The following is a 20,409-nucleotide window of genomic DNA, read 5'->3' on the forward strand; positions in this document are numbered from 1 at the left end:
CCCTTCAGACTTCAGGGCCGAGAAGCTGACGGGCTGACGGGCTCGCGGGCGGGTGCGCGAGGGGTGGTCCGGGCGGCGAGCTCGAACTCCTCACGCGGCCACTGCAGCGCGCCGAGGGACACGATCTCCCTGCGGAAGAACAGGGCGAGCGTCCAGTCCGCCAGGATGCGGGTCTTCCGGTTGAAGGTCGGCACCCGTGACAGGTGGTAGGTGCGGTGCATCAGCCACGCGACCATCCCGCGCAGCTCCCGGCCGTAGATCTGGGCGACACCCTTGCGCAGGCCCAGGGCGGCCACCGCCCCCGCGGTCCTGTGCCGGTACGGCTTGCACGGTCGGCTCCTGATGGTCGCCAGCATGTTGTCGGCCAATCGCCGGGCCTGCCGTACGGCGTGCTGGGCATTGGGCGGGCACAGCTCGCCCGGGCGGGTGAGGTCGGGAACCGCGGCGGTGTCGCCGGCCGTGAACGCGAACCGGGTGCCCTCGATCTGGAGGAACTCGTTGGCCAGGACCCGGTCCCTGGAGTCGAGCGGCAGGTCGCCGTACTTGACGAGCGGGTGCGGCTTGACCCCGGCGGTCCACACCAGGGTCTCGGCGTCGAACTCCTCGCCGTCGTCGAGGACGATGTGCCCGCCCTCGCAGGACAGCAGCCGGGTACGCAGCCGCACGTCGATGCCGCGCTTGCGGAGCTGTTCGGCGGTCCAGCGGCCCATGTCCGGACCCACCTCGGGCAGGATCCGGTCGGTGGCCTCGATGAGGAACCAGCGCATGTCCTGGTGGCGCAGTCCGTGGAAGGACTTGATGGCGTCGCTGACCATGTCCTCCAGCTCACCGATCGCCTCGACTCCGGCGAATCCCGCGCCGACGAAGACGAACGTGAGCGCGCGCCGGCGGAGCCGCTCGTCGGAGCTGGACGCGGCGACGTCGAGCTTGCCGAGGACGTGGTTCCGCAGGTGGATGGCCTCTTCCACGGTCTTGAACCCGATCCCGAGCTCGGCGAGGCCGGGAATCGGCAGCACGCGGGAGATCGACCCGGGAGAGAACACCAGGTAGTCGAAGCCGAGCACGCGTTCCGGCCCCTCGTGCGGCCGGAACTCCGCGACCTTGTCGGCGAGGCTCACCCGCAGGATGGTGCCGTTGAGGATCTCGCATCGGGAGAGCACCCGCCGCAGCGGCACGACGACGTGCCTCGCCTCGATGCTCCCCGCCGCCGCTTCGGGCAGGAAGGGCTGATAAGTCATGTAGGAGTCATAGTTGACGACTGTGATGCGACCCTCCGCGTGGCGGAGTCTGCGCTGCAGGCGCAGCGCCGCGTACATGCCGACGTAGCCACCGCCGACCACGAGTATGCGGGGAACAGTCATGCCGTCCCTACTACCCCTGTCAGACGCTGAAACGCATGGTGACGGTAGTCCCGTTGCTCCCCGTATTGACGCAGATGTCGGTACTGAGCCGGCGGGCCACCCACAGGCCCATGCCGCTGGTGGCGTTCTCCGGCGGGGCGACTCTCCCGGGCGGGGACCCGGGCCGCCATTCCCTGCCGTCGTCGTGGATGTCCACGACCAGCCCGTCACTGTCGCCCCACACGCGCAGCCGTGCCTCGGGGGCGCCGTGGGTCACCGCGTTCGTCGCGACCTCGTTGAGCGCGATGACGAAGTCGCCGACGGCGTCTTCCGGCATTCCCCTGCTGCGCGCCCGCACCGCGGCGAACTCCCGCACGTCGGGCAGGTCGGCCAAGGAGAACGTGAGCTCCTCGGCCGTGCCGGGAACGGACGGGCCGGAAGTGGACGGGCCGGAAATGGACGGGCCGGGATCGGACGGTGGGACGTCCTCCTCGTTCACCGGGCAACGCCTCCCCCAGAACATGTCAGGACCGCCCGCCGCGACAGGCCGGGGGGTGAACATACCCCGGGACGGCGGCGCACCGACGCCGCCGTCCCCGGACAGGGGCGCGCGGTCATCCCGCGACGAGTTCCGAACGGAGCTGGTCGAGGACCTTGCGCAGGATCCGCGAGACGTGCATCTGCGATATGTGGAACTCGGCCGCGATCTCGGCCTGGGTCAGGTTCCCGTAGAACCTGAGCAGCAGGATGTTCTTCTCCCGCTCGGGCAGCTCGTCGATCAGGGGCTTGACGGCCTCCCTGTCCACGAGCGTCGCCAGCGCGTCGTCCTCCTCCGGGAGCACGTCTCCGAGCGCCGCCGCGTCGTCGTCCGCGCCCAGCGGCGCGTCCAGGGACAGCGTGCTGTACGCCGCGGAGGCGTCCATCGTGAGGAGCATGTCCTCCTCGGAGATGCGCATCTTCTTCGCCAGCTCGGCGACCGTCGGGAATCGGCCGAGTTCCTGGGTCATGTCCGCGACGAGCCGGTTCAGCTCGGAGCGCCGCTCCTGGTAGAGCCGGGGTACGCGGACGGCCCAGGTGCGGTCGCGGAAGTGCCGCTTGACCTCGCCGGTCATGGTCACCATGGCGTAGCCGCGGAAGCCGTGCCCGAGGCTGGCGTCGTACCCGTTGATCGCCTTCATGAGCCCCACGTAGGCCGCCTGGAGGAGGTCCTCCAGCGGCTCGCCGCGATGGAGGTATCTGCGGGCGACGTCCCTCGCCATGGGCAGGTGCATTTCGACGACCATCTCCCGGAGGCGCTCACGGCGCTCCGGCGTCAGGTCCTCGCGGGTGAGCTCCGCGAGCAGTTCCTCGGCGGTCGGCTGGTCCTGATCGCGCGGCCGCTCGGCGGGAGGGGCGTGCTTCGCCCGCGGCGTCGGCGTGCCCTTGCGGCCGCTCGTCGCTCCGGCCTGCGGGGGGATGGTCGCTGTTCGAACCTCGGCAGCCATCGTGGAATCTCCTCGTACTCGCATCGCGAGCGACGCCGAGCCGGGACCAGCCCGCGCAGACGGCACGCCTCGCTACAGCCTCGAGACAGGGCCCTCTGCTGGACCTCTACTCCGATATTCCCCCAAAGTCGGACGTATCGCCACCCCCTGTGCGCCAGTAAAGTTGCCGGACAGGCCTCGCGCGGCGGGGCCTCACTCCGTCCGTCCAGGAGGCGCGAAGTGCCGAAGCCCGAGACGCTGTCTCTGCACTCCACGGTGCACGCCGGCGCCGTGGGCGGCGTCGTGGCGGTCCATGTCGGCGGCATCCTCGACGCCACCACGCGGGAGGAGTTCTCCGGCTATCTGGACTCCGCGGCCCACGATCACGGGCCGAGCATGGTCCTCGATCTGGCCGGGGTCACGTTCATGGACTCGCGGGCGCTCGGGCTCATCGTCCACCACTGGCAGCGCGCCACCGGGTCCGGGGGCGACTTCGCCCTCGTCGCCGTGCGGTACCCCAGTTCCAAGGTGATGTGGGTGACCGGCCTGTCGCAGCGGCTGCCGATGTTCGACACGCTGGAGGAGGCGCTGGCCGCCTTCGAGACCGCGCGGGAGCGGCCCGAATAGATCACTCCGCCAGATCGCTCCCAGATCACTCCGCCAGATCGCTCCCAGATCATTCCGCGCCGTCGCCCCCGTGCTTGCTCTGGTGCTCGGCGACCAGCAGCCTGGCGAGGTCGGCGACCTTGATCTGGTGGTGCTGGGACACCCGCCTCAGCTCGTCGAACGCGGCCTCGGCCGAGCAGCCACTCGTCGACATGATGATGCCCTTGGCCTGGTCGATGACCGAGCGGCCGGCCAGGGCCTCCTGCATCTGGGCCGCGCCCGTGACGACGTCGTCGTACTCCCAGATGTTCGACAGCACCACGGTGACCTGCTCGGCGAGCATGGCCAGCAGGGAGCTTCCCCCGGTGAAGGCTCCGGGTCGCACCGCGTAGAGGCCGATGATCATCACGGCGCGGTCCACCTCGATCGGCAGAGCCAGCACCGAGCGCACGCCGTGCCGTACGGCCGTCGCCGCATAGCGGGGCCAGCGCGGGTCGCGCGTCACGTCGGGGATCGCCACCGGCCGCCCGGAGGCGAGCGCCTCCCTCGACGGACCCTCGCGCAGGTCACGCTCCAGGTCGGTGAGCGCGACGAGCTCGCTGTGGGAGGCGGCGAGCAGGACCGGCCCCTCCTGCCACAGCTCAGCGGAGCCCGCCGCGCACCCGGGGACGCCGCGCGCCACGGCCTCGGTGACGCCGCGGAGCACGCTCTCGTACGACATGCCCTCGGTCACCCTGCCGAGAGCGGCGAGATCGCGGGCGAGACTCGGGGTGGTCTCCATGGCAAGAACCGTCATACCCCTACTTTTGGCGTTAATACGGACCCCATCGATGCGCGGAATCCGGTGACGTACCGTCGAAACAGGAGAGGGGGCAGATGTCGACCAACCTATCCGAACTGGAGCGCGAGCTGAGCGGCCTCGCGGCCCGCATCGCCGCACTCCGGGAGACGCCCGCGCCGGGCGCCGCGCTGGACGAACTGGAGGCGGCGGAGGAACTGCTCCGGTCGGCGCTCGCGGAGCTCGGGAGGAACCACAGGCGCAAGGAGGGAGGCAACCAGCGCGAGCAGAAGCTGCTGCGCCAGGTCTTCCGCGCGCTTCCCGTCCCGCTGGTCGTCATGGACGCCGGCGGCGTGGTGCGGCGGATCAACAACGAGACCAGCCGGCTGCTGGGCAGCCCGGCGGGATACCTGCTCGGGCGGCCGTTCCCGCTGCTGATCGACGTCTCCAGGCGCGCCGCCTTCCGGTCGCACCTGACGGCCGTACTGCACGGCGACGAGAGCGCGACCTTCGAGACCCGGCTGGCCCACCAGGGCCGCACGCACACGGTCCGGCTGGTCCTCAGCAGGCTGCGCATGCCGGGCGAGCCGCGGGAGATGATCGCGGCGGTCGCGCTGCCGACCGACGTGCGGCTCCCGGAGGCGTCGTCCCCGGACCGGTTCCCGGAGGCGTCCGACTCGGACCGGGTCGCCGACGAGTCCGCGACCATGGCCGCCGCCCGGCGCCACGACCTGCTCGCGCGGCTCACCCGCCTGTTGCTCGACGAGGAGAGCCTGCGCGAGCCGGTGGCCCTCATCCGCGCGGCGCGGCTGCTCGCCGCCGAGACCGCAGACTGGGTGATCGCCGACGTCTTCCGCGACGACGCTCTCGACCGGGCCCTCCACCGCGCCCTCCACCGGGCCCTCGACCGGACCCTCCAGCGGGCGGCCGTGGTGCCACCGGCCAGCGAGCCGGTCACCCGCCTGCAGCGCGCCGTCGAGGGGATGGATCCGGCGGGCGCGCCCGTCGTGAGACAGGTTCTGGAGACCGGCAGCGGGACCGTCCACGAGATGCTGTCCGACGACGCGCTCCTCGGCCCCGGCGTCCTCGGCGACATGCGGGCGGGGTCGCTGCTGTCCGTGCCGATCGGAACCGGGCAGGAGCTCCTCGGCGTTCTCACGCTCGTACGGCTCCGCGACCGGCCGCCGTTCGGGCTCGCCGACCTCGGCCTGCTGGAGGAGGCCGGCGCCCAGCTCGGCCTGGCCATGCGGGCGCAGCGCAGCTTCCAGCGCAGGTCGCAGGCGGCCGAGACGCTCCAGACCGGGGTGCTCCCCCGTACGCTCCCGGACATCCCGGGGTTCGAGACCGCGGCGATCTACCATCCGGGGTCGGAACCGCGCGCGATCGGCGGCGAGTTCTACGACGTGTTTTCGGTCAGGGACGGGTGGGGGTTCGTCATCGGCAGCGCGGCGGGCCGGGGCGAGGAGGCCGCGTCGGTCACCGCCATGGTGCGCGGCGGGATGCGGGTGGTCAGCGTCCGCGAGGACGATCCGGGCGAGGCGTTGCGCAAGGTCAACGACGCCCTGGTCGCGCAGAACACCGGCCTGTTCGTCATGGCCGCCGCGGGCTTCGTGCGCGGGCGCCGGGTACGGCTGGCCTCGGCGGGGCACCACCCCGCGGCGCTGCTCCTCCCGGACGGCGGCGTGCGCTTCACTGAGGGCGGCGGCGTCCCCCTGGGCCTGGAGGAGGGCGCGGTTCCCGCGGTGGAGGAGCTGACGCTCACGGCGGGCCAGACCCTGCTGCTCTACTCCGACGGGCTGGTCGGCTCCCGCGGCGCGGACGGCGAGAGCTACGGCGAGGGCAGGCTCACCGAGGTCCTGACCCGGTGCGCGGGCCAGCCTCCCGGCACGGTCGTGAAGGCCATCGAGGAGGATCACCGGGAGTTCTGCGGCAACCACGTCCTCGACGAGATCACCGTGCTCACCCTCCGGCGGTCCCGATGACCCCGGGGGCCACCCCGCGTCGCGCGGCGGGCAGGGCGAATGACGACATGCCGGCATGGGGCGAATCGTGGCTTCTGTACGATTTCCACCGATTTGGGGGTTTAGCGCGAGTTGGAGCGCGGTAAACTCGCGGATGTAGTTGGTGCCTAAGACGCAGGCACACCGTTTTTGAAGCTCTTCAGGCTTGAGGTGTGCCATGAATATCGCCATTGTTTCCGCGCAGGCCCTGACCTCCGACACTCCCGCGATCGCCCGCGAGCTGGCCCGCGGTCACCGGGTGACGGTTTACACGCGTTCCGCCGCCGGCCAGCCGTCCAAAGGCGTCTCCATCGAGCAGGTGGCTGCGGGACCGGACATAGAGCTGTCTGAGAACGACCTGTTGCCCTACCTTCCCGACTTCAGCGCCGGTCTCATGCGTCACTGGCGCAAGGACCGGCCCGACATCATCCACGCGCATTCCTGGGCCGGCGGGCTGGCCGCCATCGCGGGCTCCGAAGGTCTCGGCGTGCCGGTCACCCAGACGTTCCACGGGCACTTCCACGGCGGGCAGACGCCGGTCCGGCGGCTGGAGTGCGCCATCGGCCGCCACGCCCGCGCGGTCATCGCGACCTGCGCCGACGAGGAGTCCGAGCTGATCCGGATGGGCGTGCCCCGGCGCAACATCTCGGTCGTCCCGAGCGGGATCGACGTCGAGCGGTTCCGCCGCCAGGGCCCCACTCTCCCGCGCGGCGAGCGTCCGCGCCTCCTCCACGTCGGCCTGGGCAGCGACCCCGGCGAGATCGCCGCGAGCGGCGCCGCCACCGCGATCGGCGCGCTGGCGGCCGTCCCCGACGCCGACCTCGTGATCGCGGGCGGGGACGACCTCAGCATCGAGCGGCTCCGGGCGATCGCCAGGGACCACGGGGTCGGCGACCGCGTGGACCTGCTCGGCCTGGTCCCGCACGCCACCATGCCGAAGCTGATGCGCAGCGCCGACATGGTGCTCTCCCTCGCTCCCACCGTGCCGACCGGCCTCGCCGCCCTGGAGGCCATGGCCTGCGGCGTCCCGGTCGTCGCGTCCGCGGTGGGCGCGCACCTCGACTCCGTCGTCGACGGGGTCACCGGCTTCCTCACCCGGCCCGGCCGGCCCGCCGAGACCGCGGTCCGGATCCGTGAGCTGCTCGGGGACGTGACTCTCCGTACGGCCATGGGATACGCGGCGGCCGACCGCGCCCGCTCCCGCTACTCCCTGGAGCGGATCAGCATGGAGCTGCTCCGTGTCTACGAACGGACCTGCGCCTGACCGCCGACGGTCACGACGTTCGCCGGCCGGGTGTGTGTCGGCCGGACTCCCCGGTGAGGGCCGCCGCCTTCAGCGACAGGTGGAGCAACAGGCGGTCCCGGCCGTCGGCGAGGTCGAGCCCGGTGACCTGCCCGGCCCGGCCCAGCCGGTAGTACAGCGTCTGGCGGTGCACGCCGAGCGCGGCCGCCGTCTCCTGGACCTGGCCGGCCCGGTCGAGGTACGTCTCGACCGTGCCCGCCAGGTCGCCGAGCGCGGCGGACTCGGTGGCCAGTTCGGCGAGATCGCTCCTCGGCAGCCGGGCCAGGAAGCGGTAGACGCCCAGGTCCGCCCAGCTCGTGACCGGCCCGAGGCGGTGGACGTGTTCGGCGACCCGGAGCGCGAGCACGGCCTCGGCCCAGCTCTCCCAGGCGTCGCCGGAGTCCTCGCGGACTCCCCCGATGCCGGCGGCCGTGCCGTACGTCGTCTGGAGGATGCGGGCGACTCCGGGAGCCTGGGAGGCGGGCGACAGGACCGCGGTGAGCGGTTCCGGACCGTCGCCCGGCTCGGCGAGCACGCCGCGCGGGAGCCGCCACAGCGCGGCCGCCCGGTCCGGCGCGGTCCGTACGGCTATCGCCGCGACGGGGCCGGTGACCCGCAGCGCGGCGGCGGCCCTGGTGGCGGGGTCGGCGGAGAAGAAGTCCCACAGGCGGGCCTGTCCGGTGCGCGCCTCCCTCGCCAGGACGGCGGCCGCCTGCTCGACCAGCGGCGCCACCGAGGCGAGCCGGGCGTCGGTCAGCGCGCCGGAGTCGAGGAGCCACAGGTACCCGTAGGTCACGCCGCCGTGCCGCAGCGGCACGCACACGCGGTCGAGCATGCCGCGCAGGCCGGGGATGCCAGGGATGCGGACCGGGACGGTGGAGGTGGCGATGCCGTACGCCTCGAAATGGGCCCGGACCTCGTCGCTCGCTCTCCTGCGCAGGATCGACTCCTGGCGCACGGTGTCGATGTCACCGCTCTGCGCGCCGTAGGCCAGAAGGTGGAACGAGCGGTCCTCGATCGTGACCGAGGCGTCGAGCAACCGCGCGATCTCATCGACGATTTCCTGCATGCCGCCATTATTGTGCATTTGTCTGAAAATGCTGTGACGCCTGTCCGTGGACCAGCTCTGAACTGCGAATCTACCCTTGAGCCATGCTCGGTTCCCTGCTTCTCGCGGCTTCGCGGAATCCGCTGGCGCGGCGCGCCGTTTCCGGCCTGCCGCCCACCCGCCGTGTCGTCGACCGCTTCGTCGCGGGCGAGACCGCCTCCGACGCGGTCGCCGCCGTGCGCCGGCTGACCGACGCGGGCCTGACGGTCACGATCGATCATCTGGGCGAGGAGATCCGCGACGCGGAGGCGGCGGCCCTGACGGCCAAGGCGTACGTGACGATGCTCGACGCGCTCGCCCCGCTCGGCCTCGGCCGCCGCGCCGAGGTGTCGGTGAAGCTGTCGGCGGTCGGGCAGGCGCTCGACGAGACGATGGCGCTGGAGCACGCGCGGCGGATCTGCGCCGCCGCCCAGGACTGCGGGACCACCGTCACGCTCGACATGGAGGACCACACCACGGTCGACTCCACGCTCTCGATCCTGCGCGCCCTGCGCGAGGACTTCCCCGACACGGGTGTGGCGATCCAGGCGTACCTCTTCCGCAGCGAGGAGGACTGCCGCGACCTCTCCGGCTCCCGGGTGCGCCTGGTGAAGGGCGCCTACCGGGAACCCGCCTCGGTCGCGCACCAGAGCAAGACCGAGGTGGACCGGGCGTACGTGCGGTGCCTGCGCATCCTCATGGCGGGTACGGGATATCCCATGGTGGGCACGCACGACGACCGGCTCATCGCGATCACCGAGATGCTGGCCGACCGGTACGGCCGCGGCCAGGACAGCTACGAGTATCAGATGCTCTACGGGATCCGGACGGACAAGCAGGAGGCGCTCGTGGGCGCCGGCGCCTCGGTCCGGGTCTACGTGCCCTACGGCGACGACTGGTACGGCTACTTCATGCGCCGCCTGGCGGAGCGCCCGGCCAACGTCGCCTTCTTCCTGCGGTCTCTGAGGGGTAAGTGATGGACGCGATCAGCAATGTTCCGGTTCCGGCCAACGAGCCGACGTACGGCTACGCGCCGGGCAGCGCCGAGCGGGCCTCCCTGGAGGACCGGATCAAGGAGCTGAGCGGCGCGCCGCTGGAGCTCACGATGACGATCGGCGGCGAGCGGCGGCTGGGCGGCGGTTCGCCCATCGACGTGGTGCAGCCGCACAACCACGCCTCCGTACTCGGGCGGGCGTCCGAGGCGACCGCCTCCGACGTGCGGGCGGCGATCGACTCCGCGCTGGCGGCCGCTCCGGCCTGGCGGGCGCTGTCGTTCGACGAGCGGGCCGCGATCTTCCTGAAGGCCGCCGACCTGCTGAGCGGCCCGTGGCGGGCCACGCTCAACGCGGCCACGATCCTCGGCCAGTCCAAGTCGGCGCAGCAGGCCGAGATCGACGCCGCCTGCGAGCTGATCGACTTCCTGCGGTTCAACGTGGCGTACGCCCGGCAGCTCCTGGCCGAGCAGCCGGTGTCGTCGCCGGGTGTGTGGAACCGGCTGGAGTACCGGCCGCTTGAGGGCTTCGTCCTCGCGATCACGCCGTTCAACTTCACCGCCATTGCCGGAAATCTGCCGACTTCTGCGGCTTTGATGGGCAATGTCGTGGTGTGGAAGCCGTCGCCGACGCAGCAGTTCGCGGCGCACTTCACCATGCGGCTGCTGGAGGCGGCGGGGCTGCCTCCGGGCGTCATCAACATGGTGACCGGCAACGGCTCGGCCGTCTCCGAGGTCGCGCTGACCCACCCGGAGCTCGCCGGCATCCACTTCACCGGCTCCACCGGGACGTTCCAGCACCTGTGGCGCACCGTCGGCGAGAACATCACCGGCTACCGGAGCTACCCGAGGCTGGTCGGCGAGACCGGCGGCAAGGACTTCGTCCTCGCCCACCCGTCGGCGTCGCCCGAGGTCCTGGCCACCGCGCTGGTCCGCGGCGCCTTCGAGTACCAGGGGCAGAAGTGTTCCGCGGCCTCGCGCGCGTACGTGCCGCGGTCGCTCTGGTCGAAGATGCGGGACGACGTCGTCGCCACGGCCGAGTCGCTGACGGTCGGGGACGTGGCCGGCGACCTGTCCACGTTCATGGGCGCCGTCATCGACGGCCGGGCCTTCGCCAAGCACCGCGACGCGATCGACCGGGCCAGGTCGGTCGACTCGATCGACGTCCTCACCGGCTCGTACGACGACTCGACCGGATATTTCGTGAAGCCGACCATCCTGGAGTGCTCCGACCCCACGGATGAGATCTTCGTGAAGGAGTACTTCGGCCCGATCCTCGCGGTTCACGTCTACGAGGACTCCACGTTCGACTCGGTGCTCGACCAGATGGAGAGCGTCTCGCCGTACGCGCTGACCGGCTCGATCATCGCCCAGGACCGGTACGCCATCGCGTCCGCGTCCGAGCGGCTGCGGTTCGCTGCGGGCAACTTCTACATCAACGACAAGCCCACCGGCGCGGTCGTGGGCCAGCAGCCCTTCGGCGGCGCCCGCGCCTCCGGCACCAACGACAAGGCCGGGTCGATCTTCAACCTGATCCGCTGGGTGAACGCCCGCACGATCAAGGAGACCTTCGTCCCGCCGACCGATCACCGATACCCGCACATGGGCTGACCGTCGAGCGCGCCGCGAAGGGACCACCCTCGCGAGCCATCACCCTCGACGGGCGGCCCCGCCGGAGCGGGCCCGGATCTCACGCCGAGATCCGGGCCCGCTTCGATTTATTCAGGCGACGAACTCCCGGCCTCTCTCGGCTCGATCCGCGACGCTCGCAGAATTCCCGTCGCCAGACGGAGGAGTGGCGGAAATGTCGGCCAAGGTTCCGGCCAGACAGATACCATGTGCTTATGGAGCTCATTCCGATCAGCGAGGCGAAGGACCGGCTCACCGAACTGGCCGACCGCGCCGCCCGGGAGCACGACCATTTCACTCTGACCCGGAACGGACGGCCGCATGCGGTGATCCTTTCTGTGGCGGAGTGGGAGTCCCTACAGGAGACCCTGGAAATCCTCGCCGACGCTGAGATGCGCGCCGATCTGGTGGAGGCCGTCGCCGCCGAGGCGCGCGGCGACGTGACCACAGAAGAGGAGATGGCCGAGATCATGGCAACTCGCCTCGGCAAGGCGAGCGCGTGAGCGAGCGATACTCTGTCCTCCTCGCTCCACCGGCGCGACGCGCCCTCGCGTCCGGACTGCCCGAAGGCGTTGCCGCCGCCGCCTGGGAGTTGATCACCCACGCGATCGCCCAGGAGCCATGGCGCGTGGGCAAGCCCCTGCAAGAGCCGTACGACGGGCTGCATGTGGCGCGACGCGGAACCTATCGCGTCGTCTACCAGATCGACGAGGACAAGCACGCCGTGACCATTCTGACTATCAAACACCGTCGGGACGCCTACCGTACTTGACGCGCTCCCCGGCCTGAAGGCCGAGGATTCAGCCCGTGCCGCGTGCTCACGCGGCACCTCTGAGGCTTCCTGCTTCTTCGGGCTGTGCCACCTGGTGGGGTGGTCTTACCTGCCCTCCACAGGCGTTTAACCTGTCCGCCCGTCCGGCGGCCAGGATGTTCTTAGCCGCGTTCACGTCCCGGTCGTGGACCGCCCCGCAGGGGCAGGTCCACGATCGGACGTCCAACGGCATCGTGCCGGCGACAGTCCCGCACTCGGAGCACAGCTTCGAGGAGGGGAACCACCGGTTGATCCGGTGGAAGGCCCGCCCGTACAGGCGGGCCTTGTACTCCAGCATTCCGACAAACGCCGACCAGCCCGCGTCATGCACGCTCTTGGCCAACCGGGTACGCGCCAGCCCTGCCACGGCCAGGTCCTCCACGTAGATCGCTTGGTTGTCGCGGATCAGTCGTGTGGAGAGCTGGTGGTGGAACTCACGGCGCGCATCAGCGACCTTCGCATGCTGGCGGGCAACGCCCTGCCGGGCTTTGGCCCGGTTGTTCGATCCCTTCTCCTTGCGGGACAGCGCCCGCTGAAGTTTCTTGAGTTTCTTCTCCGCCCGGCGCAGGAAGCGCGGGGCGTCGATCTTCCGCCCGTCCGACAGGACGGCGAACGCGGACAGCCCCAAATCGATCCCCGCCTCCGGTTCGACCGGCGGCAGGGGCTGCTCGGCGACCTCGACCACGAACGAGGCGAAGTACCGCCCCGCGCTGTCTTTGATCACCGTGACCGACGACGGTTCGGCGGGCAGGTCCCGCGACCATCGCACATCAACGTCGCCGATCTTCGGCAGGCGGAGTTTCCCGCCCGCAGTGATGGAGAAGCGAGCGTTCTTCGTGAAGCGGATCGCCTGCCGGTTGTCCCTCTTGGACCGGAAGCGGGGTGGGCCGACCTTGCTCCCCTTGCGTCTGCCGGTGACCGAGGTGAAGAAGTTCCGGTAGGCGGTGTTCAGATCGGCGAGCGCCTGCTGTAACACCACGGAGGAGACATCGCCCAGCCAGGCGCGCTGCGGGGTCGTCTTCGCCTCGGTGATGACCTGCTTGGACAGGTCACCGTCGCAGATGTAGGGCAGCCCTTGTTCCCGGGTGTCCTGTCGTGCGCGCAGCCCGTCGTTGAACACCACCCGCGCGCACCCGAACGCCCGTGCCAGGGCTTGACGCTGGCCCGGCGTCGGGTAGAGGCGGACGTTGTACCGGAGCTGCACACCGTGATCGTACCGTTGGGTTTACGGCCGAGTATGGAGATATCAGAACTGGCAGGCACTGCGTTTTCGTCCTGCATGCCCACTTGGTTTTCGTGACCAAGTTCCGGCATCCGGTGTTCACCAGAGCGCACTTGGAGCGCATGGAGCAGATCATGCATGACGTGTGTGCGGACTTCGAGTGCGAGCTCGCGGAGTTCACCGGCGAGGCCAACCATGTGCATCTGCTGGTGGACTTCCCGCCCAAGGTCGCCTTGTCCCGTCTCGTCGACAGCCTCAAGGGCGTCTCCTCGCGGCGGATGCGGACCGAGTTCCCCGAGCTGGCCCGGCACTACCATCGGGCGAACAAGCTGTGGTCGGGCTCCTACTTCACCGGAAGCGTGGGCGGAGCACCGATCAGCGTCCTGCGGCAGTACATCGAGCAGCAAAACCGCTCCGTCTGATCCGCCAAAAAGCCGATCCGCCTTGACGGCGAATCGGCTTTTCCTGCCCCGCTACGCGGGAGAGTCCGCTTCACCCCCCCGGGCCTGAAGGCCGGAGCACTGCAGACGAATCCGGTAGCAGCCGATGTCCGGAGAGGAGGCCGCCCCGATGACGTCGGCCCTGCGGTGTCAGGCTCGTCGCGGCCTCACACCGACAGGGGTGGGTAGCGGTGGATCTCCGCCCGATGCCCCGTCGAACCGGCGAACTTGGCGTCATCGGTGAGTAGCGGCACGCCGAGCAGCTCGGCGAGCGCACATTTGTCGCCCTTGGCCTTCGCCGGCAGGCGGAAAACGTTCGAGGCGTCGCCGACCAGGCTTACCGGTGTCTCTCGCGCAGGAGCTCCCTGACGAAGTCCGGGTCGTACGCGATCGGCTCGTCGGTGGCGATCCTGTCCATCACCTCGTCCAGGGTAGGGCTGGCGGCCTCTTCGTTCAGCAGGTACAGCACGTACGCGGTCAGAGGCTTGCCCTCGCGCTCGGCCCGCGCCTTGAGCGTCTGCTCGGTCGCATCCGGAACGTCCCGGATCTGAATGGTGCCCACGCAGGCACGTTAGCCTGCAATCTGCATGCGATCTCCGGAATCCTCCGAACGAGGAAATCGTCCTCGGCCGCGTCGTCGCAGAGCGCGTCAACCATGAGGTACTCGCCCAGATCTTCAACGCGCTCGGGGAGATCAGTAAGAGAGATCCGCCTCTTCGGGGACCCCTATGATCCTCCGACGGCCCTCGCTTCGACGCTCGCGACGAGCCTGGAACTCCGAGACATCCGTAAGGCGGACCAGGTGGTGACCTCACATGAGGGGCGGGCCCGGACGGATGCCGTCCGGGCCGGGGAGTCAGCCGCGCTCGGGCACGGCCATTTCGCCGAGGAGGGACCAGTCGTCCTGCGGGACCGTGGTGTTGACGATCCGAGGCGTCTCGGCGAGGTACGCCGGCAGGGTCCGCTGGGCCTCCCTGAAGTGCTCCGACTGGACGTGCGCGGCCCCGGCCGCGTCGTCGCGAAACGCCTCGACCAGGACGTACTCGTTCGGGTCCTCGACGCTGCGCGACCAGTCGAACCACAGGCAGCCCGGCTCCTGGCGGGTCGCCCGGGTGAAATCACCGCTGATCTCGGGCCACCGGTCGGCGTGCTCCGGCAGCACTCGGAACTTGGCGGTAATGAAGATCATGCAATCCGTCCCCACGAATAGCGGCATCGGCGGCGAGCCGATCTGAACCGGCCGACCATACCAATTCGCGTACGGCCGGGCCGTCCCACGATGCCCAAGGACACTGGACGGCCCGGCAAAGGGACCTCGGTCACGAGCGTCCGGCGGGGACCCAACCTGAGTAGCAGCGTTTGTCGCGGCGGGGAGCCGCCGGGATACTGACCGGGTGTTCAGCGAGATCATGGTCACCGTCTCCGCGCAGCCCCCTGTCGAGCTGTTCGTCGCGCGGACGGCCGGGCCCGCCGAGCGCACGCTGCTCGTGATCCACGGAGGCCCCGACTGGGACCACAGCTACCTGCGCGACCCTCTCGGCGAGCTCTCCGGCCGGCATCAGGTGGTCCTGCCGGACCTGCGCGGCTGCGGACACTCCAGCCGCGGCCTGCCGGACGACCAGTACACGCCCGACACCGCCGTCGGCGACCTCGTCGCCCTGTTGGACGCGCTCGGCGCCTCCCGCGCCGACGTGCTCGGCTTCTCCTACGGCGGCCTGCTCGCCCAGCGGCTGGCCCTGGCCGCGCCGCACCGGGTCCGGCGGCTGGTGATCGCGTCCAGCAGCGTCCTCCCCGTACCTCCCGACGCGTTCGCGGGCTGGCGGGAGCGCGAGGAACGGCGCGCGGACGAGGCCCGCGTGTGGTCCGATCCGACGCTGTCCGGCCCGGAGTTGACCCGCGCGGCGGCGTTCGCCGGGGCACGCGCGGATGTCTGGCGCGCGGAGGCGCTGCCCGGCTATCTGGAGCGTCTGGAGGCCGTCCGCTTCTCCGCGGAGTGGATGCGTCCCTGGCAGACCGGCACGCTGCCCGCCGCGCGGCCCGATGACGCGGTACGGCGGCTCGCCGCCACCGGGATCCCCGTACTGCTGCTGCAGGGGCGGCAGGACATGACCTTCCCGGCGGCCCTGGCCGTCGAGGCCGCCGCCTCGCTGCCGGCCGCGCGAGTCGTGCTGATCGACGAGGCCGGGCACATGGCCCACATCGATCAGCCCCGCGCCTGGCTGGATGCCGTCGCCGATTTCCTCTCCTGACCGACGCCTGGGGCGCCCGGCTCGGAATGCCGCATCGAGTGTCCCGGTGGCCGCCGATGCCACCGAGCCGCTCGGCCGGCCCGGACACCTGGCCACGGGACCGTGCCGCCACCAGAGCAGCGTGACCTACCGGCCCCCACCGGCCGGCAGACCAGAGGGCCGCCGGAGTGCCAGACCGGGTGTCAGGAGGTCAGGGCGGGCAGGAGCACCTCGTCCAGGACGGCTCGGGCTGCCGCGTCCTGCTCGCCCGCGTTGTACGCGCCCGCGGTGACGGCCACGACGAGGTCGAGATCGGGAAAGAGGAAGAGCCGCTGGCCGCCGTTGCCCGCGGCCATGGCCCGCCAGAAGGACGGCTCCCCCGGCCGGCTGCCAGGCCGTTCGCCCGGCCCCACATGCCACAGGTAGCCGTAGGAGAACCCGTCCCAGGTGGGCACGCGCGGCCGCAGCGTCTCCGCGACCCAGGAGGCGGGGATCACCTCCGCGTCGAGCACGGCCTGGCCGATCCTGGCGAGGTCGCGCGGGGCGAGCCGCAGCCCGGAGGCGGCCGACGCCACGCCGTCCTCCCCCGTCATCCACTCAAAGGACGTGATGCCGAGCGGCGCGAAGAGCGCGTCGCGAGCGAACTCCTCCAGCGGACGGCCGGTGCCGCGGGCGATGAGCCCGCCGACGAGGGCGGCCGCGCCGCCGCTGTAGGACCACTGCTTCCCCGGCTCCTCAACGATCGGACGTTCCAGGACGAACCGGTACCGGTCCTCGGCCATCTCCATGGCGATCTCGGAGTTCTCCGGCCCGGTGTACGGCGCGCTCTCGTCCCATTCGAGGCCGAGGGTCATCGTCAGGGCGTGCTCGACCGTGAGCGCCGCCCGCCCGGGGTCGGCGGCGAGGTCGGCATGCTCAGGGAAGTGCCGCAGGATCGGCTCGTTCGGCTCCGGGACCAGGCCCGCGGCGAGGGCGACACCGTACAGCAGGCCGACGACGCTCTTGGTGACGGAGCGGATGTCGTGGCGGGTCTCGGGGCCGAAGTCCACCACGCCGAGCGGCGCGTTCCAGGCGTAGTCCTCGCCCCTGCCGTAGCGCTCCAGGACGAGGCGGCCGTGCCTGGTGACCACGACGCCGTGCAGGCCCGGCGCCCGGCCCTCCTCGACGAGGGCGTCGAGCCGCTCGGCGAGATCGGGGGCGAAGCCCGCCGATCCGGGGTCGATCCGCTGCCACATGGGATGCCTCCGATCAGTGGGAAAACAGATCAGGTATAGGTATTTCGCGACCCGATGTCCAATCCGGGCTCGTCCATCACAGCGCGGCCAGGAACTCCCGTACGGCATCGGCGAAGCCGTCGGGGTCGTCGTCGTGGACCCAGTGGCCGCAGCCGGGGAACTCGCGCAGCACGGTGCCGGGGCGGCGCTCGGCCATCTCGACGGCCATGGCGGTGCGCATGACGAAGCTGTCCTGCCCGTGGACGAGCAGGGCCGGGCAGGTGGAGGCGAGCCAGTCGGGCCACCAGTCGCCGATCAGCGCCCGCTGGGACTCCATCATGTCGGCGCGGTCGAAGAGGAAGCCCCAGCCGTCGGGGTGCTCGGCCGCGCTCTCCAGGAAGTAGCTCGCGTCGGGGATGCCCCGCGACTCGACCTCCCGGCGCAGCTCGGCGAGCGTGGCCACGCACCGGGGCCAGCCGCTCACGTCCAGGACGGGGTTCGGGGCGTCCGGCTGCCGGTTGAGCGCGCCCCCCTCCTCGACGACGAGCGCGCGGACCAGGTCCGGGTGCCGGGCGGCGATGCACCGTCCTGTGCCGCGCGGCCGAAACGGCCCCGGGGAGCGGCAAGCATAGCGAGCCACCGCACGGCACGTCCGAATTTCCGTCAACTAGGGCGATTTATCACTCAACATCCTTCAACATCAGCTCTTAACAGCAAAGGTCATATAACACGGTGATATCGGGCTGTTGACGGCGATATGTCGCCGCTCAAGACTTCTTCCACTCGCGTGCGCCCGCCGGGCTGACCCCCTACCCGGACGGAGCACGCCGGAGAAGGAGTCTCTGATGAGGAGTCCTCTGGACCGCAGGAGGGCGCGCCGCATCGCGGTCGCGCTCGCCCTGCCCCTGGCACTCACCCTGAGCGCGCTCCCGGCGCTCGCCGAACCGTCCCCCTCCCCCGGTGAGGTCGTCCCCGACCGGCAGTCCACCACTGCCCAGAACGGCGTCGCGCTGATGCGGATCGTCGTCCCCGACCAGGCGGACGTGGACCGGCTGAACGCGATGGGCGTGGACCTCGCCGAGTACAAGAAGCCCCTGGACAACGGCATCGAGGTCCACGCCGTACTGAGCCCCGAGGAGGCGCAGAGCCTGCGCGACCAGGGCTTCGACGTCCAGGGCGCCATTTCCGACCAGACCGACTACGCCGAGAACCAGGCCGAGCGCGCGCAGGCGCTGAAGTCGGCGGCCGCGGCGACGGCGGAGACCGACACGCTTACCCCGCTGCGCGCCGAATGGTTCACCAGCCTGGACGACCAGCGCTTCCTGTCCGTCGAGGTGAAGTCGAGCGCCACCGACGCGCAGACCGTGCTGAACGTCACCTGGGACAGCGGCCCCGGCACCGCTCCGGACTCCGGCGGCACGGCCACGATGTCGCGCTTCACCGACGCCGGGCAGTACATGTACCACCGGTTCACCTCGCCGCTGCCGATCACGCAGGCGCCGACGACGGCCACGATCACCAGCAACCGGGGCGGCTCCGTCACGGTCCCGGTGACCAAGTGGCTGGGGCAGCCGCGCAAGCCGCCGGGCAAGCACTACGTCGCGGACTTCGTCGACCACTACATGGACCCGACCGAGGTCACCGACCGGATCACCTCGCTGACCCGCGAGTTCCCGAAGCTCTCGGAGCTCGTGGACCTGCCGTACAAGACGAACGGCTACCGCCGGGCGGCGCAGGCGCAGTTCGGCACGGCCGCGGCGAGCACGCTCTACGTCAGCTCCAAGGCGTACGGGCACGAGGGCGGCAACGACGTCAGCGTGGCCCTGACGAAGCCGGCGGCCGCGTCCTCCCCGCTCGGCGTCTCGGTCAACGGCAAGGACATCGTGGTCGGCCTGGCCACGGACGCGTCCGGGGCGGTCAGCAGCACCGCGAAGCAGGTCGTGGACGCGATCAACGGCGACGCCGCCGCCTCCGCGCTGGTGAGCGCCGCCACCTACCGGGGCAACGCGGGCACGGGGCTGCTGGCCGCCGCGTCGGCGACGAAGCTGACCGACAACCTGAAGGCGCCGGCCACCGTCTCACGCGAGCCGTTCCAGATGAAGGCGCTGCGCATCGGCAAGCGGAAGGACGGCTCGAAGGCCGGCGTGTTCCTCTACTGCCAGGAGCATGCGCGCGAGTGGGTGACCCCGCTGACCTGCGTGGAGACCGCCGAGCGGCTGCTGCGCAACTACGCCGGGGACGCCGACACCAAGAAGCTGGTCGACGACCTCGACATCTTCATCCTGCCGACGGTGAACCCCGACGGCGGGCACTACTCCCTCTACGACTACAACATGCAGCGCAGGAACATGACGAACCACTGCGCGGCGAACCTGGCGGACCCGGCGGCGCGCAACTCCTGGGGCGTCGACCTGAACCGCAACTTCTCCGTCGGCTCCATCTTCGACGGGTACAGCGGCGCCTCGACGAACTGCAGCAGCGACACGTTCGCCGGCCCGGCCAAGCTGTCCGAGCCCGAGGCGAAGAACGAGGTGTGGCTGACCGAGAAGTACCCGAACATCAAGTTCGCGATGAACACCCATTCCTACGGCGGCTACTTCATGTGGCCTCCGGGGGCGTACAAGGCGGCCGGGCGCGAGCTGCTGCCGCGGGTGGACTACGGCACGGAGAGCTTCTTCTGGAGCGCCTCCAGCCACATCCTCTCCGCCGTGCAGACCTGGCGGGGCACGGCCATCTGGCCGGGACGCACCGGCCCGGTCCCGGACGTGCTGTACTCGGCGGCCGGCAACAGCGCCGACGAGCACTGGTACAACAAGGGCATCATCGGCTGGGACTTCGAGGTCGGCGCGGACGTCTACGACCCCGAGACCAAGCGCTTCCAGGCCGTGGGCTTCCAGCCGGCGTTCAGCGAGGGCCACGAGGAGGCGATGGAGTTCTCCGCCGGGCAGATCGCCATCCTCGAGGTCGCCCGGGCGTACGCCAGTGACAAGAACGCGCCCACGTCGGAGCTGAAGGTCACCGCGAAGAACGCCGACTCAACCTCGTTCACGTTCACGATCGACGAGCCGGCCAATGTGTACTACACGCTGGACGGCAGCCGGCCGACGTTCTCCTCCGCCAAGCTGACCGCGGCGGGGATGCGCGAGGGAGCGCAGCAGATCACGATCGACAGGACTGCCGAGGTGCACTGGTTCGCGGCGGACATCGCGGGCAACAACGAGAAGAACTACAAGCCGGACGGCAACGGCAAGAACTACAACAAGGCCAGGGTCGTGGTCGGCGACGGCCGCTGACCCCGAACACCGACGGGCGGCTCCC

The 20,409-nt window shown here is 70.6% G+C and carries 20 protein-coding genes; 10 read left to right on the forward strand and 10 right to left on the reverse strand.

Annotated elements, in window-relative coordinates:
- Window positions 1–11: 11 nt before the first annotated feature.
- The 3 genes from QSK17_RS04305 to QSK17_RS04315 all read right to left on the reverse strand — a co-directional run bounded on the left by QSK17_RS04305 (window position 12) and on the right by QSK17_RS04315 (window position 2,824).
- Window positions 12–1,361 (reverse strand): NAD(P)/FAD-dependent oxidoreductase, encoded by a 1,350-nt coding sequence (locus QSK17_RS04305; protein ID WP_285703060.1) that lies wholly within the window; start codon window positions 1,359–1,361, stop codon window positions 12–14.
- A gap of 19 nt (window positions 1,362–1,380) precedes the next feature.
- On the reverse strand, window positions 1,381–1,839 hold the full coding sequence (locus QSK17_RS04310; protein WP_285703061.1) for an ATP-binding protein: 459 nt from the start codon (window positions 1,837–1,839) through the stop codon (window positions 1,381–1,383).
- Between the two features lie 115 nt (window positions 1,840–1,954).
- The gene (locus tag QSK17_RS04315; RefSeq protein ID WP_285703062.1) at window positions 1,955–2,824 is read right to left on the reverse strand and encodes a SigB/SigF/SigG family RNA polymerase sigma factor; all 870 of its coding nucleotides are present in this window, start codon (window positions 2,822–2,824) and stop codon (window positions 1,955–1,957) included.
- Window positions 2,825–3,043: 219 nt separating this feature from the next.
- On the opposite strand from QSK17_RS04315, the gene QSK17_RS04320 reads away from it, so the two are divergent.
- Window positions 3,044–3,430, forward strand: coding sequence for an STAS domain-containing protein (locus tag QSK17_RS04320; RefSeq protein ID WP_285703063.1), 387 nt, complete (start codon window positions 3,044–3,046; stop codon window positions 3,428–3,430).
- 49 nt (window positions 3,431–3,479) lie between these two features.
- On the opposite strand, the gene QSK17_RS04325 is transcribed toward QSK17_RS04320, so the two are convergent.
- On the reverse strand, window positions 3,480–4,205 hold the full coding sequence (locus QSK17_RS04325; RefSeq protein WP_285703064.1) for a GAF and ANTAR domain-containing protein: 726 nt from the start codon (window positions 4,203–4,205) through the stop codon (window positions 3,480–3,482).
- Between the two features lie 80 nt (window positions 4,206–4,285).
- Between QSK17_RS04325 and QSK17_RS04330 the strand changes: the two genes are divergently transcribed.
- Window positions 4,286–6,169, forward strand: coding sequence for a SpoIIE family protein phosphatase (locus QSK17_RS04330; RefSeq protein ID WP_285703065.1), 1,884 nt, complete (start codon window positions 4,286–4,288; stop codon window positions 6,167–6,169).
- Window positions 6,170–6,365: 196 nt separating this feature from the next.
- Window positions 6,366–7,451 carry a glycosyltransferase gene (locus QSK17_RS04335; RefSeq protein ID WP_285703067.1) on the forward strand — a complete coding sequence of 362 codons (1,086 nt, stop codon included), beginning with the start codon at window positions 6,366–6,368 and terminating at the stop codon, window positions 7,449–7,451.
- Window positions 7,452–7,461: 10 nt separating this feature from the next.
- On the opposite strand, the gene QSK17_RS04340 is transcribed toward QSK17_RS04335, so the two are convergent.
- Window positions 7,462–8,538 carry a PucR family transcriptional regulator gene (locus QSK17_RS04340; RefSeq protein WP_285703068.1) on the reverse strand — a complete coding sequence of 359 codons (1,077 nt, stop codon included), beginning with the start codon at window positions 8,536–8,538 and terminating at the stop codon, window positions 7,462–7,464.
- A gap of 83 nt (window positions 8,539–8,621) precedes the next feature.
- On the opposite strand from QSK17_RS04340, the gene QSK17_RS04345 reads away from it, so the two are divergent.
- From QSK17_RS04345 to QSK17_RS04360, 4 genes are all read left to right on the forward strand, one after another.
- The gene (locus tag QSK17_RS04345) at window positions 8,622–9,533 is read left to right on the forward strand and encodes a proline dehydrogenase family protein (protein WP_285703069.1); all 912 of its coding nucleotides are present in this window, start codon (window positions 8,622–8,624) and stop codon (window positions 9,531–9,533) included.
- Window positions 9,533–11,158, forward strand: a complete 1,626-nt coding sequence (gene pruA, locus QSK17_RS04350) for an L-glutamate gamma-semialdehyde dehydrogenase (RefSeq protein ID WP_285703070.1) — start codon at window positions 9,533–9,535, stop codon at window positions 11,156–11,158. Before QSK17_RS04345 ends, pruA begins: the two co-directional genes overlap by 1 nt.
- Before the next feature lie 233 nt (window positions 11,159–11,391).
- On the forward strand, window positions 11,392–11,679 hold the full coding sequence (locus tag QSK17_RS04355; RefSeq protein ID WP_285703071.1) for a type II toxin-antitoxin system Phd/YefM family antitoxin: 288 nt from the start codon (window positions 11,392–11,394) through the stop codon (window positions 11,677–11,679).
- Complete coding sequence (locus QSK17_RS04360) at window positions 11,676–11,948, forward strand: type II toxin-antitoxin system RelE family toxin (protein WP_285703072.1); 273 nt, start codon at window positions 11,676–11,678, stop codon at window positions 11,946–11,948. The genes QSK17_RS04355 and QSK17_RS04360 overlap by 4 nt, the downstream gene beginning before the upstream one ends.
- Window positions 11,949–11,994: 46 nt before the next feature.
- Here the strand turns inward: QSK17_RS04360 and QSK17_RS04365 are convergent, their stop codons facing one another.
- Window positions 11,995–13,191: an RNA-guided endonuclease InsQ/TnpB family protein gene (locus QSK17_RS04365; protein WP_285703073.1), complete on the reverse strand. Its 1,197-nt coding sequence runs from the start codon at window positions 13,189–13,191 to the stop codon at window positions 11,995–11,997.
- A gap of 41 nt (window positions 13,192–13,232) precedes the next feature.
- Between QSK17_RS04365 and tnpA the strand changes: the two genes are divergently transcribed.
- A complete protein-coding gene (gene tnpA / locus QSK17_RS04370) occupies window positions 13,233–13,631 on the forward strand; it encodes an IS200/IS605 family transposase (protein WP_285703253.1) in 399 nt (132 codons plus the stop codon).
- A 355-nt stretch (window positions 13,632–13,986) separates the two neighbouring features.
- Here the strand turns inward: tnpA and QSK17_RS04375 are convergent, their stop codons facing one another.
- Entirely contained in the window at window positions 13,987–14,211 is a 225-nt protein-coding gene (locus QSK17_RS04375; RefSeq protein WP_285703074.1) for a FitA-like ribbon-helix-helix domain-containing protein, read from the reverse strand.
- 294 nt (window positions 14,212–14,505) lie between these two features.
- A complete protein-coding gene (locus QSK17_RS04380; protein ID WP_285703075.1) occupies window positions 14,506–14,838 on the reverse strand; it encodes a putative quinol monooxygenase in 333 nt (110 codons plus the stop codon).
- A 205-nt stretch (window positions 14,839–15,043) separates the two neighbouring features.
- Here QSK17_RS04380 and QSK17_RS04385 point away from each other — a divergent pair, with 205 nt between their 5' ends.
- Window positions 15,044–15,898 carry an alpha/beta fold hydrolase gene (locus QSK17_RS04385; RefSeq protein WP_285703076.1) on the forward strand — a complete coding sequence of 285 codons (855 nt, stop codon included), beginning with the start codon at window positions 15,044–15,046 and terminating at the stop codon, window positions 15,896–15,898.
- Between the two features lie 182 nt (window positions 15,899–16,080).
- Here QSK17_RS04385 and QSK17_RS04390 read toward each other — a convergent pair whose 3' ends face one another.
- Together QSK17_RS04390 and QSK17_RS04395 are read right to left on the reverse strand one after the other, a co-directional pair.
- Window positions 16,081–17,112 carry a serine hydrolase domain-containing protein gene (locus tag QSK17_RS04390; protein ID WP_285703077.1) on the reverse strand — a complete coding sequence of 344 codons (1,032 nt, stop codon included), beginning with the start codon at window positions 17,110–17,112 and terminating at the stop codon, window positions 16,081–16,083.
- Between the two features lie 76 nt (window positions 17,113–17,188).
- On the reverse strand, window positions 17,189–17,731 hold the full coding sequence (locus QSK17_RS04395) for an alpha/beta fold hydrolase (RefSeq protein WP_285703078.1): 543 nt from the start codon (window positions 17,729–17,731) through the stop codon (window positions 17,189–17,191).
- 205 nt (window positions 17,732–17,936) lie between these two features.
- On the opposite strand from QSK17_RS04395, the gene QSK17_RS04400 reads away from it, so the two are divergent.
- Complete coding sequence (locus tag QSK17_RS04400) at window positions 17,937–20,384, forward strand: M14 family metallopeptidase (RefSeq protein WP_285703079.1); 2,448 nt, start codon at window positions 17,937–17,939, stop codon at window positions 20,382–20,384.
- Window positions 20,385–20,409 lie beyond the last annotated feature (25 nt).

Origin of the sequence: Microtetraspora sp. NBRC 16547, assembly GCF_030268965.1 — a bacterium.
Classification (GTDB): Bacteria; Actinomycetota; Actinomycetes; order Streptosporangiales; family Streptosporangiaceae; genus Microtetraspora.